12 protein-coding genes are annotated in these 19543 nt (G+C 33.9%); all 12 read left to right on the forward strand.

Annotated features, from left to right (window positions below; genetic code table 11):
* Positions 1-7: 7 nt before the first annotated feature.
* Complete coding sequence (locus ACFO3N_RS20675; protein ID WP_379800803.1) at positions 8-2728, forward strand: hypothetical protein; 2721 nt, start codon at positions 8-10, stop codon at positions 2726-2728.
* Entirely contained in the window at positions 2712-6407 is a 3696-nt protein-coding gene (locus ACFO3N_RS20680) for a contractile injection system tape measure protein (protein ID WP_379800804.1), read from the forward strand. Before ACFO3N_RS20675 ends, ACFO3N_RS20680 begins: the two co-directional genes overlap by 17 nt.
* Positions 6408-6490: 83 nt before the next feature.
* Entirely contained in the window at positions 6491-8431 is a 1941-nt protein-coding gene (locus ACFO3N_RS20685; RefSeq protein ID WP_379800805.1) for a hypothetical protein, read from the forward strand.
* 16 nt (positions 8432-8447) lie between these two features.
* On the forward strand, positions 8448-9293 hold the full coding sequence (locus ACFO3N_RS20690) for a hypothetical protein (protein WP_379800806.1): 846 nt from the start codon (positions 8448-8450) through the stop codon (positions 9291-9293).
* 67 nt (positions 9294-9360) lie between these two features.
* Complete coding sequence (locus tag ACFO3N_RS20695) at positions 9361-10284, forward strand: hypothetical protein (RefSeq protein ID WP_379800807.1); 924 nt, start codon at positions 9361-9363, stop codon at positions 10282-10284.
* Entirely contained in the window at positions 10274-11641 is a 1368-nt protein-coding gene (locus tag ACFO3N_RS20700) for an ATP-binding protein (protein WP_379800808.1), read from the forward strand. The genes ACFO3N_RS20695 and ACFO3N_RS20700 overlap by 11 nt, the downstream gene beginning before the upstream one ends.
* Positions 11642-11645: 4 nt before the next feature.
* Positions 11646-12221 carry a hypothetical protein gene (locus ACFO3N_RS20705; RefSeq protein WP_379800809.1) on the forward strand — a complete coding sequence of 192 codons (576 nt, stop codon included), beginning with the start codon at positions 11646-11648 and terminating at the stop codon, positions 12219-12221.
* A gap of 30 nt (positions 12222-12251) precedes the next feature.
* Positions 12252-13562 (forward strand): hypothetical protein, encoded by a 1311-nt coding sequence (locus ACFO3N_RS20710; protein WP_379800810.1) that lies wholly within the window; start codon positions 12252-12254, stop codon positions 13560-13562.
* A 105-nt stretch (positions 13563-13667) separates the two neighbouring features.
* Entirely contained in the window at positions 13668-16805 is a 3138-nt protein-coding gene (locus ACFO3N_RS20715; RefSeq protein ID WP_379800811.1) for an eCIS core domain-containing protein, read from the forward strand.
* Between the two features lie 84 nt (positions 16806-16889).
* Positions 16890-17525: a hypothetical protein gene (locus ACFO3N_RS20720; protein ID WP_379800812.1), complete on the forward strand. Its 636-nt coding sequence runs from the start codon at positions 16890-16892 to the stop codon at positions 17523-17525.
* Positions 17526-17679: 154 nt separating this feature from the next.
* Positions 17680-18795 (forward strand): hypothetical protein, encoded by a 1116-nt coding sequence (locus ACFO3N_RS20725; protein ID WP_379800813.1) that lies wholly within the window; start codon positions 17680-17682, stop codon positions 18793-18795.
* A gap of 140 nt (positions 18796-18935) precedes the next feature.
* Positions 18936-19394, forward strand: a complete 459-nt coding sequence (locus ACFO3N_RS20730; protein ID WP_091134234.1) for an RNA methyltransferase — start codon at positions 18936-18938, stop codon at positions 19392-19394.
* Positions 19395-19543: the final 149 nt, after the last annotated feature.

Genomic DNA, 19543 nt, shown 5'->3' on the forward strand with positions numbered 1-19543 from the left:
AATAGAAATGGATAACAATAATCAAATAACAAAAATTCAGCTTCCGCCGCATCAGGACTTTAACTTCCTGAAAGACGAAGCTATTGATTACATCCAAAATCATATTGGTAATGAATGGACCAACTTTAACCCGAGCGATCCCGGAATGACAATTCTAGATCAAGTTTGCTATGCCATGACCGAATTAGGCTATTGCACCGATTTTTCGATTCCAGATATTTTAACCGATCCTACAGGAAAAATGGAAATCGAAAATCAGTTTTATATGCCTTATAAAATTCTGACTACGGCACCATACACCATTAACGATTACAAAAAATACATTATAGATGGCATCGAAGAGGTTTACAATGTTGTAATCGCACCTTACAGTCAGAATCTTTTAGCGTTTAGCCGAGTGTATCAAATTTATCTTTATATCAATCCAAATATTACCGATGATACTAAATGCGATAACATTTGCAAATCGGTCTATTATTACCTCAATCAGAGTAGAAATATTGGAGAACTTTTTAATATGCCCATTGCATTGCAACTCCAAAGTTGCAAGATTGGCGGAAATATAGAACTTGAGAAAAGTGCAGATGAACATGCTGTTTTATTAGAACTTCAAAATAAAATTCGCAATTATATTTTTCCGAAAATAGATCAGGTGAATTATGACACTATGCAGGAAGAAGGATATGATTCGGCAAAAATATATGACGGCCCATATCTTAAGAACGGTTGGATTTCTGATGATTCTCTAGCAGATAAAAAAGATACCGTAAAAGCTATTGATTTAATTCCTGTAATGGAGTCTGTAAACGGTGTCATTTCGGTTTCGGGAATACAGCTTTATCAGGAAAAAGATAATGTTCAAACTTTACAAGTAACAGAAAATCAATTATTGTTTGTTGATATTTTAAATTCTTTTAAAGAGAAAAAACTAACATTAAATGCTAACGAAAAACAAATAGTCGCAGATGCCTTTGGTCCGTTGCAAATTAATATTGTCCAATATCAGGACAACGTTACGAGTTTAAACAATAAACCGACCATAAAGTTACCCAAAAGCAGTTTTAGAGATATCAATAGTTATTATTCCATTCAAAATACATTTCCGCAGCAATATGGCATTGGCGACGATAAAATCGAAGACGATTCTTTACCTGTTCAAGTCGCGCAATCGCGTCAGTTAAAAGGCTATTTGACTTTATTTGATCAGGTTTTAGCCAATCAGTTTTCGCAATTAGCCAATGTTCCAAAACTATTTTCTTTCACCAATTCGGTATGCGGAGCGCCGTCAGACAGCGAAACTTTTTATGCACTAAAAGATACCTACGAGAAAAAGCATTTAGAATATCCTGTTCCGTACAAAATGTTTTCTCCTAGCTATTTCTATCAATCTTTGTATACGATTCCTCACATCAAACCTTTACTGAAAAATAATACCATTTTTGAATACAGCAGTGGCGAAGAAACCAAAAAGGAACTGAAAGAAAAAAGCTGGCGAGAATATCAGCAAGATCCTTATAATGCCTACATCTTTGGAATGATGAAAATCATGGAAGAAGAAGATGTTAACTTTGAAAGACGAAACAAAATACTAGATCATTTGCTTGCCAGACACGGCGAATCGCCAAAAGTAATTGATGCCATCATTCATGATACCATCTATACCGGAAACAAGAAAAAAGATCAGATTATCTTAAAGAGTTTGTATTTGCAAAATCTCGATTTATTGTCGTACAACCGTTTTAAAGGTTATAATATTCTAACGGCTTCAAAAATTAATCAAACCGCAGATGCCAATTTGCTAAACATTAAAAAGGAGCATTTTGAGCATATTAGCGAAAACACGTCTGATTTTGTTTTTCAATCTAATAAAATTAATAAAAAAGAAAAACTAAGTAAAACAGATTTCAATAATTTTTCTGGTTTAGAATTAAAACTGAATTTACTTTTCGGATTAAAAAATATATACACCAATTTTATTACAACACAATTTGAAGCTTCGCAAAATTCTATCGAAGATCAATTGAATAGCAATAAAACCATACAAAAAATATATTGGCTTAAAGAAAATAGAAAAGGCAGTTTCTTTATTGAAACTTCTATTCTTTTAAGTCAATTAAAATATAATATTGAAATTGTAAAACAAAGTGACAATTCTTTTTATCAAATACAAAATACAGATTTTCAAAACATTGCTAACATAAATTATCTATTAAATACGGAAAGTCAAACCGTTTTGGATTCTCAGCTTTTAAAAGGTCAGTTGGAATTTTCTAATGAAAAATATACTTTTATTACTGATAATTCTCAAAACGCAATTGCTACAGAATATACAAAAAGTAAATTCTCCGATTATTCATTTCGTATCACCGTTTCTTCTGGAAACGTAACCATTACAATTAACGATGCACTTTTTAAGAAAAATGCGATTCTGTTATTTCCAGATTTTATTCCCGAATTCCAAACTCCACAATTCGAAAGACGTTTAGAACAGTTTCTTGCGGTCAGTCTTCCGACAAATATAAAATGTGAATATCTGTTTGCTCAGCTTCAGGAACTTGAAAGTTTTACATCGAATTACTATAGCTGGCATGAGAGTTTGCGCTTCAAAAATACGCTGGATTCAAATCATACCGAAACAGAAGCAAGTTCAGCCTCAGAGCAGTACGCTGTGAATTTAATCAATAGTCTAACCTCAATTTTAGAAACAAAAAATGGAAGAAATAAATAGCCATATTGTATCGAGTCTAAAATGGGACACGACTTTTGACCAAAAGAAAGAAGGTTATAGACTTCAGGAACGTTTAAGTGCTTGGAGCAAAATTTCGTTGCCTAGAGAAGTTACCTCTATTTTTGACGAATTATGCCCACAGGAACAAAGTTGGAGAATTGAATCGCTTGAACTTGATCTTGGCGCCTGCGATTATAGTGATCTTGAGTTTGATCTTAGCCGAAAAATACGAAATCTGTTAAGAGAAAAAATAGCCGAATTAATTCTGTATCAAAACAATCAGAAACAAAACGGAATTGCGGTTTACAATAAAGAAAAATCAATTCTAGAAAATCTTTCGGTCTTTTTGCTAGAAGGCTATTTACCATGGAATTATCAAAATAAAGAAGGTTCTGTCAACCAGATTATGGCAGAATTGCTTCAGAATAATCTCGCTGAGGTTATTGCGATTATTAAAGAAACAGGAATGTCTCACGAGGAAGTGAGAAAACGAATTGCATGGCAGTTTGACGAAAAAAACATCACTAAAATAATCGCCGCGCTCGAACCTAACAATAGTAGTTCTATTATTGAATTTAGCGCAACAATGGTTAACATCCAGGTTAAAGAAACGATTATCCAAACGAGCACGGCAAGTTTCAAAAAGAATCTATGGTTCTTTATTCTGAACTTTTTACTGCTCGAACGCGGAACGCTTTTTAATAAACTGGCTTTCATGAAAAGCAGTATTCTGCAAATGGCCAATCATTACAATATTGCTTACGCCGAACTTATTATTCTAATCGAAAATACGATTGTAAAACTCTCTGATAAAACATCGCAGAACAACGATTTTATCGCTTGTCTTAAAATACTAACGCAGGAATATGAAACGCAAAAAAGCGAGAATTATAAGCTTGAAACTGCTACAAATTATTGGAGTCTATTAGAGCAATTATTAAAAAATAAAAGCAATAGAAGATTTAAAGCCGACAAAGACAATTTAAACGAATTGATAATGGTATTGAATAGCGAGAATAAAACAAAATTTAATACGCTGCTTCAGCCCATTTTTAAAGATGAGAGTTGGCTTGTTTCGCTGCTTCCAGATTTAAATGAAATTTCGATAAAAATACTGTATTCAAAACTGGATACTACTCCATCGCAGCTTCATACAGAATCGATCGTTTATCTAAACCAATTAAGCCAGACTTTTAAACTAAAAACAAACCGTAAGGCTTTATGGCAAATTGGAATTCTATTTCTCATTCAAAATAAAAATACCGACAATACTGCTTTTCTGCTATTTTGCATTAAGGAATTAAGCAAAAAAAACAATCTGAGCCATGAGCATTTATTGGCCCTATTTACCAATGCTAAAATTCCTGCGGCGATAAAAAGCAATAATGCGGCGGTTATTTTTACGAATCTAAATGCTATTTATTGCAAAGAAATAAGCCGTAATAATTCTAATTATCCCGCTGTTCATTTCAAAAATCTTGTAGCGAAACTAGAACTCGAATTACAGAAAAACAATACCAAAAGTGTCTTTTTTATTGATTTACAAAGATCACTAACTAGAACTATTTTATTGCATCCCAAAATGGCTTTCGAAGCCATGCTTTCATACGGAAATAAAGAGATTCTTAAGAAAATACTCCCATTGGTTTTGAATCGAGAAATGCTTCAATTATTGGTCAAAACAGCCAATTACAAAAAAACAAAACTTGTACAAACGATACAGGTTGTGTATGAGATTCTAAATGAAAAAGATCAATATGATTTTCCTGAAGAATTAATTACTGATGATTTGTTGCTTCTCGGAATGCAGGAAATATTGTTTCATCCAGAACATAACTCCTCTTTGTTTCTGGAAACTATTATTGTGCAGTTATCCAAAAAAGTAACAGAGACGAGACGCGATGATTATTTTCAGTTTATCGCAAAACTGATTCAGTCCAAACGAATTAAATCTTTTGGAGTGGCTATTAAAAAGACCTTTTTAAACCAGTTAAAAAACACAAAATCTATTGATACCGTTGCGCTTGCCTTGCTCATTCAAAATACGTCAAAGCAAGATCAGCAGGAATTAGCGCAATTATTGAGTGCTAATTTTAATGATGCAGGATTTGTTTTACTCCGAAAACAAGACAAAAAAGAAAGCGAAAACATATTGCTTTATTTCTTGACAAATGCAGTTGCGCTGAAAAAGAACTGGATTCAGAAAACGGCTTCTGTCCTAATTCGAAATATAAAATCGGTTTCGGAAACTAAAATTAGTACAGCATTAAATGAACTTTTCTGGAACACGATTTTAAAATATTCTGCTTACAAAGGCAATGAAGTTTTATTTGACAAACTGCTTCAGAAAGAACTCAAATTGTATTTAAAAAAGAATGTGGCGAAGGAAAAAATACAGCTTCAAAACGAAACAAAATCTTTTGAATATGCCAATTCAGTACCCGATTTTATGCCTTTTTTAGAAAACAATGGAATTTCTGATTCTATAGTTTCTAATGAAAATGCAGAATCAATTAGCACAGATTTGCTATTTGAAATCGAGAGTTTATCTGAGAAAGAGAAATACAAATGGATTTCATCAATGTTGATAGAAAGGCAAATTCCACCCGCCTTCAGCATTTCTAAAACCATAGAGATTAAAGACATTCTGAATGCCATTTTGGTAAAAGAGCCAAAGATTTTCTTTAAAATAATAAAAAAAGAATTTATTCCCGAAGCCCAAATAGATTGGCTTTGCCGCAATATAAACTTTCATCATTTATGCAATGCGGTTAGTCAATTGGATAAAAACAAGGAATTGTCTTTACGGATTTTAGAAAAATTCAATCATGTATTGGGCAATGTCAGAATAAAAGGATTGGCTGCTAAAGAAATGCAGCATCTCTTATTGCGAAAGCTCTTAAAGGCTGTAACCAACGACAATTGGAGACTTATTGCAATTGACAAAATCTGGAATGAATTAATCTGGGAAGTTGTAACCAAAAAAGGAATCTCAAAAAAAAGCTTTTTGGTCGATATGGAAAAATATATCTATCAATTTCCTCCCGCTTTACAGCTCGGTTTCAAAGAAATTCTAAAAGCCGAAAAGCAAACCTCAACTGTCTTAAAACAAACTGAAATAATTTCGAAAATGGAACATAATAAAACTAAAGAAAACCCAAAAAACAGCCCTAAACAAGGAATTCCTGTTAGAAACGCCGGAATTGTTCTCTTAAACGATTATATCGCGATGCTGTTTGAACGATTGAGTCTAACTTCTGAAAGAAAATTTAGAAGCAACGAACATCAAGTTAGAGCTGTACAATACTTGCAATATCTAATTACAGGAATGCAAGAAACGGAAGAGGTTTATTTGCCGCTAAACAAAGTTTTGTGCGGTTTGCCTTTAACCGATACTGTGCCTGATTTTATTGATATCTCTGATCCAGAAAAACAATTAATAAACGGTTTGATACAAGCGGCGATTTCGCATTGGCCAGAAATTGGAGATTGCTCCATAAACGGTTTTCGCGGCAACTGGCTTGTACGCGACGGAATTCTAGTAGAACTGGAAGATAAATGGGAACTCACGGTAGAGAAAAGGGCTTATGATATATTGATTAACAGATCTCCTTTTGCTTTTTCGATTATGAAATACCATTGGATGAATAAGCCTTTGCATGTCATTTGGCCTTATTAAAAAAGTATTCTAAAAACCAATTATCCAAATAAGAACCTTGAATACAATATTGAAATATAAATTAATCAACTAAAAGAACTATTATGAACAGTTACAATGAAAATCTGCATTCTAGTGTATTGTCTTCATTAGAAAGTCAGGAAATGACCAAAAAACAATTGAGTTCACAATTGAGTACTTCAATGTTTACTCTTTATTATGCTGAAGGAGCTGAGATTGTTGCGCAGGAAAAACTCGACGCAACAGCAAAATTGTACAAAGAACAGCAACACATAAATAATGTTGTTGTTACGAATAAGAATATGGCAGACAACTTATTACTATCTGCCAATCAGCAAAAAACGTATGTAACACAAGCCGTTACCAATATGGCGGTTTGCGCATCGAATATACAAATTGCTTCAAATTCTATTGTGCGTTTGGCTAGCGATATTGGAAGTATTTACAGTATTGTAAATGCTGCCGATTATGGAACTCAAATTTATCAGCAAACCCTTGAGGCTTATAATCTGATTAATAAAACGGCTTATATTGCAGAGCTCACTTCGCAATATGCTATGGAAGCTACAGCATCGATTTCTGAAGTTTCAACTTCTGTTGTGGCAGACGGCGCTAAACTGACTAACTCTTCTGTCAATAATTTATTGCAGGTAACCACTTCAGATTTAACAGCAACTACCGCAGTGCTAACCGTAGATAACGATACGAGAGCGAAAGCAAGTATTGCAACAAGAGCTGCAGAAGGAGCTATAAAATGTTGTGAGGTAGAATATAACGCTTCAAAGAAAGCCTATACGTATAACAACGAACAATTTAATCAGGCCTTGATTGTTGAGGTTCCTACAACTTTTGATCCTTCAGCAGGCAGTTTTAGCGTCTCATTTGATGCTTACAAAAGTCCTTTTACTCCCGAAGATAGAGATCCTGCAACGCAAAATAAAGGATTAGCAAATCCAGTTTTAAGCTACAATATCATTTTGGTAAAAGACAGTAAGAAATCATTCTTTAATGCTTCTACAGCAGAAGATTTAGTGGGCAATCCCGAGCAATGCAAAAGTATTCCTGCGACGCAAAAACCAGATGATAAAGGAAAATACAGCACCTCTATCGCTTATAAATCTTTGAGAGATGCAGATAATGAGCCTCTAGTGCTTGGCGAAAATTATGTTGCTTTTCTTTTAATAATGTTTACTGAATCTTACAAGAAAGAAATCAATACGTTTGATGAATATCTATCTGCTCCTTCTGAAATATTTTCGTTAGTCTATACTTTAAAAAGTGCGAAAGATATTGGCACTTCTAGAAAACATTCTGAAGATTTATCTAAAATCACTTTTAATGTTGAGAAAGAAGAATTAAAAGCAAGTGAAATAGATTACAGATGCTTCTTCTTGCCTTACACCGATACTGATAATCTTTCTACAAATGAGGATTTACAGACTTTGGAATCCAAAATTGAAACCATGGAGCTAGATGAAGAAATTAAAACTGTCGATGCTGAGGTTAAAGCACTTACCGAAGAGATAGAAATCTTAAATAGTTCTGCTCAAGCAAATGCCGAAACCGCTAAAAACAGTAAAGATCCTGATCAAGACAAACAGAAAAACAATAGTCTGAAAAGCGCATTGGCTGAAGCTAAAGAGAAATTACGCATTGCAAAAGGGCAATTGGCAGATTTGAACGCTAAACTGAAAGAAGTTAAAGATAAATCTCCTAAACCAGTTAAAAACACCAATGCCTTCTTCTTCAATTTAAATTTAGCAGAAAACATTCCGGCAGGAAACTTTACAAGTGCCAAACAGAAAACAGGTTCTAGTCAAGAATTTGACGTGCATATAGATAGCACAACTACAGATAATTTTGGAAATCCGCTAATTGAAGACAAAAATTACATACCTGTTATTTTATCTTATTACAAAGGCAGTGAGATTTTAAAGACCAGATATAAAAATAGTCTTTCTGATTGGCAGAACACGCCGCCAATACCTTATTCTACAAAACCAAAATCTGAAATCATAAACTAATTAATACCGCAACTATATGGATACTATATCATTAACTCCGTTAAGACCAAGTTCACAGAAATACGGAATTACAGAAAAGAAAAAAGCCGAACTAGATTTGCTAAAAAATCAAGTAGTTGATGCAACAGCAATTGTACAGCAACAACAAACAATTGTAAATTCACTGAATGAAAAAGCAACCCGATATCAAGGTTATTTATTAGTTTCTGAAAGCAATCGTACACATGCATTAAGCAACAAAAACTTGATCGATCAAGTTATTCAAAATGCTTACGACTTGGCACTCAATTCAAGAGTTGCTTTTTCTAAAACAGCCTATGCAAAAGAAGATTCAACAACAGTTAGCAAAAGCATCAGTGACTTGATCAGCAAATTAATTTATTCTGTAGAAATAATTAACAAACTATCTATTTTAGTTATTCGCAAAAAAGCACTTAATCCGTTAATTTCTGATGATTTAATCTCTAGAATAAACAGCGCGGGTACAGACGCCAATAATGCGGTTGCTCTTACACTAGTTGCCTTAAAATCTACATTGGCAGCAGAAGCTTCTGTTCTGGAATCTGAAGCGTCAATTACTTTAGAAAGCAAACAAGCAACAAAACTGTATCTGACTTTAACAGATGAAAAATCTTTAGACGCGCCTTTATCAGTGCAGCCTACAGACAAGACTTCTATAAGAGCCTTAATATACAATGCGTATAAAAACGCTCAGATTTCTTATGATAAAGCCAATACTGCAAATGACGAAACGGGAAGACAATTGAGCATTGCAACTGCCAATTTAAACAAAGCGCAAATCAAACTGCAATCGCTTCAATCTAGTTTAGCTGCGGCAACTGCTGCGGCTTATGCATCTTAAGATCAATTAAAATGTCCGCTGTTTGCTTATGGCATTCAGTGGACTTTAATCAATAATTTTTAAGGTTATGGATCATACTAATAAGAATTTTTATAGGCATTTTTATCTCAAAACTGGAGGATTTCTGCCTACCAAACCGTTAAATAAAAGTCTTTTTCCTGGCGATTATTTTCAGATTAAAAACGGCGAAATTATTCTTCTTGGAAACATTTATCGCAATGGCATTATATCGCGTCACGATGCCGATATAAGCGGAGTAATTGCCTTAAATGATGCCAATTGGAATTTTAGTGATGGTATCTCAAAACCTTATTCAGGACGATCACACGCACATGGTTCTATTGAAGGCAATTTTGAATTTAGCAAACAAATATTGGCTTTTGCTAATAAAGGAAGCTTCATTTTTAAAGCCGAAGAACCTGAATCTTTAAAAATTAATAATTGGAATGAAATCCAACAGCAATTAATTATAAAGCTCACACAAACCTTATATTCATTTAGGGAACTTTATGTTATAACAGAAAGTGCAACTGCAAAAAACACAACTCTAGCCATAGCTGGCGAAGCAAATGCCGAACTAGAACTGGCTTGTGAGGCCGAAAATTTTGGATTGTCTGATATTTTTGGACATCCAAACACCAAAACAATTCAGTCGAAAGATATCGAATATTACCACCGAGAAACCAAAAGAAAACCTGCTTATTTCAAAGCTAAAAAATTGGTCGTGCAAGACGAAAAACTGGCTTATTTCATTACTGATTTTATCTCCAAAGAGAACAATACAAGCGAATGGGCAGATTCTTTTTTTGATTCTAATTTTCATAATGATGCAGATTACAATACGCAAATGATTATGCAAAATGCTCAAGGCTTTTATTTGGATATGATGCAATGCAATGAGTTAAATCCTAATACGGCTTTGCTTTATTTTAAATGGGCTGACGCAAATCTGGACGATGTAGAAAAATTATTTGGAGCTTATGGAAACTAATCCCAATATTGTCTCTTTGTATAATGAAATGGATTGGCTGCAAAAGGTAATCGATCAGGTTATTTGCAGTTATCTGCTTCAGGATGGACATGAAAACCGCTGGCAGGATATTCCGCTACCAGAAACTGATGAAGAAACTGAAAATAGCGCTTATTACAAAAAAATAGGCGAATGGGATTTGAATCTTTACGAACGACTTTGCCTTGCCCTAATTCTCGCACCTCAGATTAAACCCGAAGTACTGGATATTTTCTTTAGTAAAAATGCAATGTACGATCGTGGTTTTACAGAATTTGGCGGAATTATCAATAAAAATCATAGCGGTTTTTTGCCTACAGGCCAAACCCTATCTTTTTTAATTACCGCTGTAAATCCTGAATTAAGAATTGAAGTCCTTCAAATTCTGAATACTTCAAATATACTTTCAAAAGAACAGGTTTTGATTTTAGAAAATAACGAATCTAATGTGCCAATTTTGAATCACGTACTTTCGATTAATGAGCGTTGGCTGAACTTTTTTATTACAGGCACTTTACCTAAATTGGAACATAGCGTTTCGTTTCCTGCACAACAAATTTCGACCAAATTAAACTGGGACGATTTGGTTCTCGAAGAACATGTCATGAATCAAGTTATGGAGATTAACGCTTGGCTAAATCATGGTGAAACTCTTATGACAGAATGGGGTTTGGAGAATAAAATAAAACCTGGATATCGAACCCTTTTTTACGGACCTCCAGGCACTGGTAAAACGCTTACTGCAACTTTACTTGGAAAAAGTACCAACAGAGAAGTTTTCAGGGTTGATCTTTCTATGATTGTTTCTAAATATATTGGTGAAACAGAAAAAAATCTATCTAAAATATTTGATGTTGCACAACACAAGGACTGGATTTTATTTTTTGACGAAGCCGATGCCCTTTTCGGAAAAAGGACAAATGCTTCTTCTTCAAACGATCGGCACGCCAATCAGCAAACGGGATATTTGCTGCAAAGAATTGAAGATTTTCCAGGAGTGGTTATTCTAGCATCCAATTTAAAAGAAAATATGGATGAAGCTTTCTCCAGAAGATTTCAGTCCATGATTCATTTTACGATGCCAACCGCAGAAGAAAGGATTCTTTTATGGGAAAAAGCATTCTCAGGAAAATGCAAACTTAGTCCAGATATTGATATAGAAAGCATTGCCGAAGAGTATGAACTTGCTGGTGGAGCAATTATTAATGTGTTGCGATTTTGTGCTCTAGCTGCCATTCAGAGAAATGAAACAGTTGTCAATCAGCAAGATTTATTAGAAGGGATTAGACGTGAATTTAAAAAAGAGAACAAAACACTTGTGGTTACTCAAATGAATTGACGTGATGAAAAAGAATGAAAATATAAAAAAAGTTGCCATTGCCGCGCCTCAATTACACCGTCATAAAGTGAAACTTAAAATTGGGAACTGGAAAAAACATTTTGACTTGAATTATGTGAATACCATAATTGCATTGGCTTTGAATGATTTCGACGACAAAATTTTCTTTTATATAAACGGATATCTTATTACAAGTCAAAATCTTTATTTGATTGTACAAACGACCGAAAAAAGTGTAGAAGAAATGGTTACTAAAATTGAGAATCAGATTATTAACTTATTAAAAACGAATCCTCAAAAACTAAAAGAAAATCGTGGCGAGGTTTCTATTATAGCTGATGATGAAAATCTTTTCTACGCCGCCAGAAAACCTTTATTTAAAATTTATCCTTTAGAAAATGATCATCTGATAAAACTGATTACAGGACAAAAAGTAACACTACCCTACTTTGATCGAGATTTAGAAAATTTAAAAAATAGGATTCACAATCATCCTTTTTGTTCGGCAATAAACTATTTGGGTGGAATTGGTCCTGTAAAAGTCACATCATTCAAAGATCAAATAAATGCGGAAGAGTAAGCAGTTGTATAATTCTAAAAAGAGAAGAAAATGACGCAACAACACATAAAAATATCGCAAGATACATCAGCTCTAACTGCTGCAAATGCAAATCAGGGAAGCAATATTACTCGATTACAAGATAATCGACAACATACTATTGTCCAACAAAAACTCTCTGAAAACACTACTACAAGTGACTTACCTATTCAAAGAGCAGTAAAAGATGCCACAGTAACTTGGGGCGTAACTCATATTGTAAAACTTGAGGGAGATTCATTATTTGGAAATGTCAAAGGCGACGCGCTTTCTAATGAATTAAAACCATCTGAAGGAGGTCAACTAAAAAAAGGAGATATACTCGTAATTGATGATGCTCCTGTCTTTATTTCGCGAAGAGGATCTAATCAGGAAAACTCGCAAAAAAGAAAAGAGGACAGAAAAGGAGAAAAAATATATGAGTGGGTTCAGGTTTTGGAGATAATTCATAAACAGGGTCCTCCAACTATTTTTTCGCGCAATGAAATGTATGTACGAAAAGAAACAATCCAAATACAAGAAAAATTAGCTCAAAAAGAAACAATCAAAAATGAAATCGAATTGGCAAATATAGAAGACTGGGAAAAAGAAGATATGCCAAAAGAAATAGCTAAAATAGCGCTTCTATGGGGAAACAAAGGCCGACATGAAAGAAGACGAAGTCTTGGCGTAATAAGTATTAACAAGAAAGACCGCGAGAAACTAGATAAAGGATCGGGTAGACATTGGGAACAAGAAGATGATGGTTGGGATGTGGCAAAAGATATGGCATATGAGAAACATGAACCGGAGTCTGGTAAAAAGCAATGGAGAATTAAAGCAGTTGTAAAAGGAACTAATAAGCTAGTTGGCGTTCTAATCGTTGAAGAGCGCGATGAATCGCCTCTTTACCTGAGATGGATGATAGGAAATCCGAATATAAAAGGCGGAGGCACCGCACTTTTAGCTGCTGTAAAAATATTACTGCAAAGCCATGATACAGCAAAAAAAATAGACGTTATTTCGGCATATACCGCAAAAGAATCTTATACAAAAGCGGGGTTTGTTGTTGCTGAAGATGACGAAACAGAAGATCATGAGGAACATGCTAAAGAGGACGATAAAAAGAACGAACACAAAAAAGGAGAAGAATTTAACCTGACTTTATCCAAAGATGATTCCAGAAAAACAGCAATCCCTGAAGAATATCGCTCATTTAAGCCAAAACCATACAAAAAAGTACAGCCAAATGACGATCCTAGTTATCTAAAAGATAAAAAAGAACTAGATGAAGAAGACTCTCTAGAAGAAACAATGAAAAAATTAGGTTTACATAATGACTAATACAATAAAAAGTCTTAAAAAAAGCTTTGCGCTTCACTAACTTAATTTATCAAATTCAGGCAGATCATATAAAACACAATACAGTTTTAATTTCAAAGAGTAAAAATGGCTCAGGATTATCAAAAAATATCTGAAAATAAAATACAAGCTACTGCTGCAAATGCAAATTGTGGCAATACTGCCATTCAGTTAAAAGATAATCGAGAACATTCTGCTATACAGCTAAAACTTACTGAAAAAACTGCTAGTCAGGAAGCAACTTCGTCACCAATTCAAACAAAAAGAAATGTTACCGGTTTGCCAGACAATCTAAAGTCGGGAATAGAAAACCTTTCTGGTCATTCTATGGACGATGTAAAGGTTCATTATAATTCAGACAAACCTGCACAGCTTAATGCGCATGCCTACGCTCAAGGAACAGATATTCATGTAGCATCTGGACAAGAAAAACATTTGCCTCATGAAGCTTGGCATGTTGTACAGCAAAAGCAAGGACGTGTGAAACCTACCATTCAACTGAAAGGTAAAGCAAATATAAATGATGACAAAGGTTTGGAAAAAGAAGCTGATGTTATGGGAGCGAAAGCTATACAGAAGACTGGACCTACCTCTGAATTTAAAAATAGAAATCTTAACTCAAATGTCAATCAGGATAAAGTAATACAGGGATATTTCTCTGATATCCCTTATGGCCAAATGTTTAAGAATATATTTATTCAACATGTTACAAAATTTATTACAGAATTATATCCGGGAAATTTAATGATGCAGGAGGTATTACATCAATATATTTTAAAGGTAAATTCAGAAAATGACGAAGGAACTTCCGATGACTTTTTAGAAAGTTACGGCATCTCCACTTCGGATGTAAATAATTATGTAACTTTTGGAAAAAGACCTTTAAAAATTGCAAAAGCGGGTAATTCACATTTCGGTTTAAATGATGACGGCGGCTCTTCAAATTCAGATGACTCTACGAGTTCGTACGAATCCTCAGATAATCATGATGAGTTTTCAGGCTCAGAAGAATCTTCATACTCGAGTGAATTTTCAAATTCTGATGAAGAATCTTCTAGTTTTGAAAGTGAAAAAAGTGAGGATAATATTAGCATAATGCATGATTCATTAAATAATGATCATCTAAGATTAAGAAGAATTATAAAACAAGGCATATTTAATGCTATAGGAGAAGGTCTAAACCCTCGTTATATTAGAAGTAATAAAAACAAACTAATTCAGCTAATTGGTCAACAATTTGGTGCTAGAGAAAACAAACTAGGGCTCTTGCCTGATCTTTATAAAGGACTTAATACCGATGTTTTGGCAGGTGTTATTGCAGAAATTGAAAGTGAGTTATCGACAAGTATGCAAATTGATGACAAGAAACCTAAAAAAAATAAAAGCATTGATCAATATATTACAATGCAAAGAGAAATTTCTGGAGCAATCAAGCAACAATTTCAAAGCCCTACAGGGAATATTGAGTTAATTCATGACGGCAATTATCCTCCTCTTATTATTCACTTCCCCTTGTTGAGGGACTTTATAGTTTCAAATCAGGAAAGAAGAAGCTTAAGGCATAAAAAAATTAGATCCGGACAAGCCAAAGGAATGACAAAACTTCTTTCTGCTAGATTAATGAGCCTTTACAATCAGAACAGAGGAGGCAATTTACCGCGTCTGGTAGAGAAAAGTAGCTTTGGATTTCAAATAGCAACTTTGGCAGATTTAGGAGATAATTTAAGCATCAGGCTTAGTCCTGGAATAAATAAAGACATTTCGGCAATTATTGTAAAAGCCTTAACTGTAATAGACAATGAGTTGCATCAGTTAATGACAGACAAAACTGAAGTTGAATTTACAGAAAAAGTAGCTGCTAGCGACAAACTTTATGAATATTGGCAGACCGGAAAAGCAACAAAAGAAGTTTCTTCCGTTAATTTGATGAAAAGCTATAACAAAAAGAAAACTTTACTTAAACATTTAGTTTTTACTCAGGTCGAAACAGGATCAAAAGGTTTGAGTATGATTGGAAGAGTCCTCGAACGTAATCATGATAACATTATATTTTTTACTGCTAATGATTCTACCTTAAGCAAAATGGCTCAAATGATTTTTGAAAAAAGTACTAAAGCAGAACTTGAAAAAAACATTAGCAAAACAGGGTTATCTAGTCCAAATTTAGATTCTTCTTACGATAAACATATACAAGAGGTGGATGAAATGGGTGATGAATTAGAACAAGAAAGACTCGCTATTTTTGAACATATACTACAAACTCTTAAAAATGAAAAGAAAAAAATTGATTTTGATAATGATACTGTCAGCGATAGTGAATATGAAGATGAAGTAACAGATAATCAAGGCACAATGAATATCAAAACAGGAAAGGTTGTGGTTTCATCAGGAATGGCCGCCTTATCTATGTTGCTAACCGAAGATAATACTACCCATTTAAAAAAGGAAAGAACAAGACTCCTTGGACAGAAAAAAAGAAAAAAAGCAAACAGAAAAAGCTTAACAGAGGAAGATTTACTAAAGATAGCTGCCAGAATAGAAGAGCTTGAAAAGCTAATTCCTCCAAGAACAAAGGGTAAAGGCAAAAATAATAAAGCAGCAATTAAAGAAATGATTCCAAATGATAGTTCGGTCTATTACGAAGATCATGATGTTATTGATTTAATGGATAATACTGGAATTCCAGGTTATACCGCAAAAGACATTATTTTGCTTGATATTAATCCAAACATTACGCAATCTCCTAAAAATAAAATCAGTTTTAACGGTGAACTAACCAAACTGGTTAAAAGTGGAAAAAAAGTCTGGGTAGTAGATTTGACATCTTCTACATCAAAAGAACAAGAAAAAGTATACTTAACATGGAAAAGCTGTAAGAGTTCGACATTACTAATTACTAGAGTTTCTGGAATAAAGCAACAGGAAGAGGGACATAATATAAATCCGCATGGCTTGATTCATTGGGCACATAAAACTAATAAAGCGGATGGTCATGATATTATAAAGGGGTATTTTGGCGATCTTCAAAAAAAATTCCCAAGAAGTCGTATTTCTAATGAGATAAGAAGATATTTCAAAGAAAATCTCAAATCGTATTCATGGAAAAGGGTCGAAATTAGAAAAGGAAAAACAGGCGCTTTAACATCAAGCTCTTTAGCTAAAGATGATGACGACGGTTATTCTTCTGAAGATGAGAAAAAAGATCCTAGAGAGCGAAAAAGATAATATAAAGAGGACCGAAAAAACTCTAAAGACAACAAAGGAAAATCGGGAGATGGAGAAAAGGAATCTGGTCAAGGACATAAAAAAATGAAAATGATGTCACTCTGGTACTATGATCAAATAAATGATGTTGCTATCAATCCAGCCGCAATTCCGTTATTCAAAAAAGCATATTTAGAAGATGTAGCTTCAAGTAGCGCCTATTTAACAGAAGGTGAAGGGCATACGTTGGCAAGCAGGCTTGGAATTACTCTTATTATATTAGAAGGAAATATAAACCCAGATGAATATCACATCATCCAAAACTCAGGAAGAGGCGATTGTCTCATTCACACACTAGATACTGCACGTTCTATTTCAATTGGCCAATTAAGAAAAAATATTGAACATCATGATTCTGCAAGAACTAAAGAACTTAGGACACTCATTGCTCAAAATATAGACGATATCTCTTTAGAAACCCTTATTTCTGCAGCTGTTTTTGGAAATGAACCTGGACTAGGTCCCAAAATGACCAGCTTGGTTGAAATGGCTCGAATAACAAAAAAAAGCTTCCCTAAAAAAAAGCTGAAACCTCTAAAAAATATTCCTAGCAAGAGCATTGGCGGAGGCATGGGGCAAGTTGTCCAGTTACCCAAACTAGGAAATGGTCTGCCTAGTACAGAATTATTTGCAAATCATGTCGGTATACACTGGCAGCTTGTAGTAAAAAAAGAAAAATAACAGCTGACGTAACTTTTTTAAATTATTCTTAAAAAATTTCAGATTCGCTTAATGAGACACTGCTTTTATATACTGACCTATTACTCTCAATGGTTCTATAAATAATTTGTTTTTTAAATTTTAAATAAAATATTAACCAATAAAAACAACTACCATGAACAAAAATTTTAACGGAATGTGCTATGCACCCTATCCTATTGGATATGATCCATCAACTGCAAATTTTACATACATCTTTTATGGAAGTGACATTGCGTATGATTGTATGACTCCGATATGGGGAAAAGAATATACTTCTAAAGCTGGAAGCCATTGTGATCTCAACGGACCAAATAAAGCAAGGAACGATCTCCAAACATTAGCCAACATGGGGGTTAATCTTATTAGATTATACGATTGGGATCCGCGAAATAATCATTTAAATTTTTTGGATTATTGCGACTCATTAAATATTAAAGTCTTGGTTACTGTTTCTTGTTATTTTGTAAAACCTGATCAAGGCTTAAATCTAAGAAATGAAAAGATTCCTGAATTAATTAATTCCTTTTCCAATAAAGAAAAAACAGACTATCATGATGCTGTTTTAGGAATTGTTATAGGAAACGAACCGAGAAGAAATGGCTACAATGCTCAACATTGCATTGATTTTACAACATCTTGGGCAGATATTGAAGCATCACAATATCCAAACTACAGAGAAGTAATCATTGGTCATCCTGTTGATTTTGCTTTATATGGGGGTCAATATCCTTGTTTTGGATTCTGGGATTCCCTGTTTGCTGGATTAAATAAAAAAACAACCAAAAACTTAAATAAACGATTATTTCTAGCTCCTCAATCATACAATAATCGTTTGTATTTGTTTGAAAATGCAGAATCGTCTGGAAGAGGTTACGTAGATATTGCATACGAAAAATACCAAAAACCACTTTTATTCACAGAAATTGGATATAACAGACTGGAAGCAAATTATCAGGAATTCGCAGATGGACAATTGGCAGGAAGTATAGAATACGGAGCTAAAAATCCTGAGAAACTATTAGGGATTTGCTTTTTTCAATTTGCTGACAAAGTCTGGATGCCTGGCACTACAGAGGGTTCGCATGGAGCTCACAGTCAGGGTAACGACATAATGTGCACAATTAACTATGATAATGCTGATTTTACACATTGGGATAGCGATGAATGTAAAAATATCCCTTTAAGAGTCAACACACTAATTCCCACACCACTAAAGGATGTTGTCGTAAAAAATTACAAGAAGAACTAAAGGGGCAACATTTATAAGATGATTTTTAAAGAGTTAAAATATTTGAAATAAATATTTTGAATATTTTTCTTTTTTATCTTTCAAGTCGACTATTCTAACAAAAAATTGATTTATCTACATACACTTTGTACTTTTGCGGTATGAATGATAATTTTATAAATGAATACTTTGGTATCGGAATCCAAAATGGTAAAACACCCGAAAACTTAGGTGTTTTGTGGAGATCGGCTCAGAACTTAGGTGCCACCTTTATATTTACCATTGGTAATCGATATGCCAAACAAGCATGTGATACACACGATGCCGTAAAAGCGATTCCGTATTTTCATTACGATACTTTCGAAGCTTTTTTTGAAAACTTACCAAAAGGAGCAAGATTGGTTGGTGTTGAACTATCTGAAAAAGCGGCTGATTTAGAAACTTTTGAGCATCCAAGACGTTGCGTTTATATATTGGGTGCAGAAGATCATGGCTTATCTAAAAAAGTAATGGAAAAATGCCATCATTTAGTAAAATTCAAATCAGAAAAAAGTTTAAATGTAGCCGTAGCGGGAACTATTGTTATGTATGATCGAAATTTGTCTAAGCCACGTTCTTAAAAACATATAAAAAAAGACGCCGTAATGCACTGCCCCCAAAAAGTTAGACGCTATTTGGGGGCATTTTTATGGAAAGAAAAGTCAAGCACAGCTATGAATTCAAACTTGAGTGTGTAGAATTAGTAGTTGTTAAACATTATTCATTTGCA

It is taken from the genome of Flavobacterium chungangensis (genome assembly GCF_042654045.1).
Lineage (GTDB): Bacteria > Bacteroidota > Bacteroidia > Flavobacteriales > Flavobacteriaceae > Flavobacterium > Flavobacterium chungangensis.

Bases quoted from the DNA above. Each gene is read 5' to 3' on its own strand.
- ACFO3N_RS20675 (WP_379800803.1), top strand. From the start codon at position 8: ATGGATAACAATAATCAAATAACAAAAATTCAGCTTCCGCCGCATCAG.
- ACFO3N_RS20680 (WP_379800804.1), top strand. From the start codon at position 2,712: ATGGAAGAAATAAATAGCCATATTGTATCGAGTCTAAAATGGGACACG.
- ACFO3N_RS20685 (WP_379800805.1), top strand. From the start codon at position 6,491: ATGAACAGTTACAATGAAAATCTGCATTCTAGTGTATTGTCTTCATTA.
- ACFO3N_RS20690 (WP_379800806.1), top strand. From the start codon at position 8,448: ATGGATACTATATCATTAACTCCGTTAAGACCAAGTTCACAGAAATAC.
- ACFO3N_RS20695 (WP_379800807.1), top strand. From the start codon at position 9,361: ATGGATCATACTAATAAGAATTTTTATAGGCATTTTTATCTCAAAACT.
- ACFO3N_RS20700 (WP_379800808.1), top strand. From the start codon at position 10,274: ATGGAAACTAATCCCAATATTGTCTCTTTGTATAATGAAATGGATTGG.
- ACFO3N_RS20705 (WP_379800809.1), top strand. From the start codon at position 11,646: ATGAAAAAGAATGAAAATATAAAAAAAGTTGCCATTGCCGCGCCTCAA.
- ACFO3N_RS20710 (WP_379800810.1), top strand. From the start codon at position 12,252: ATGACGCAACAACACATAAAAATATCGCAAGATACATCAGCTCTAACT.
- ACFO3N_RS20715 (WP_379800811.1), top strand. From the start codon at position 13,668: ATGGCTCAGGATTATCAAAAAATATCTGAAAATAAAATACAAGCTACT.
- ACFO3N_RS20720 (WP_379800812.1), top strand. From the start codon at position 16,890: ATGAAAATGATGTCACTCTGGTACTATGATCAAATAAATGATGTTGCT.
- ACFO3N_RS20725 (WP_379800813.1), top strand. From the start codon at position 17,680: ATGAACAAAAATTTTAACGGAATGTGCTATGCACCCTATCCTATTGGA.
- ACFO3N_RS20730 (WP_091134234.1), top strand. From the start codon at position 18,936: ATGAATGATAATTTTATAAATGAATACTTTGGTATCGGAATCCAAAAT.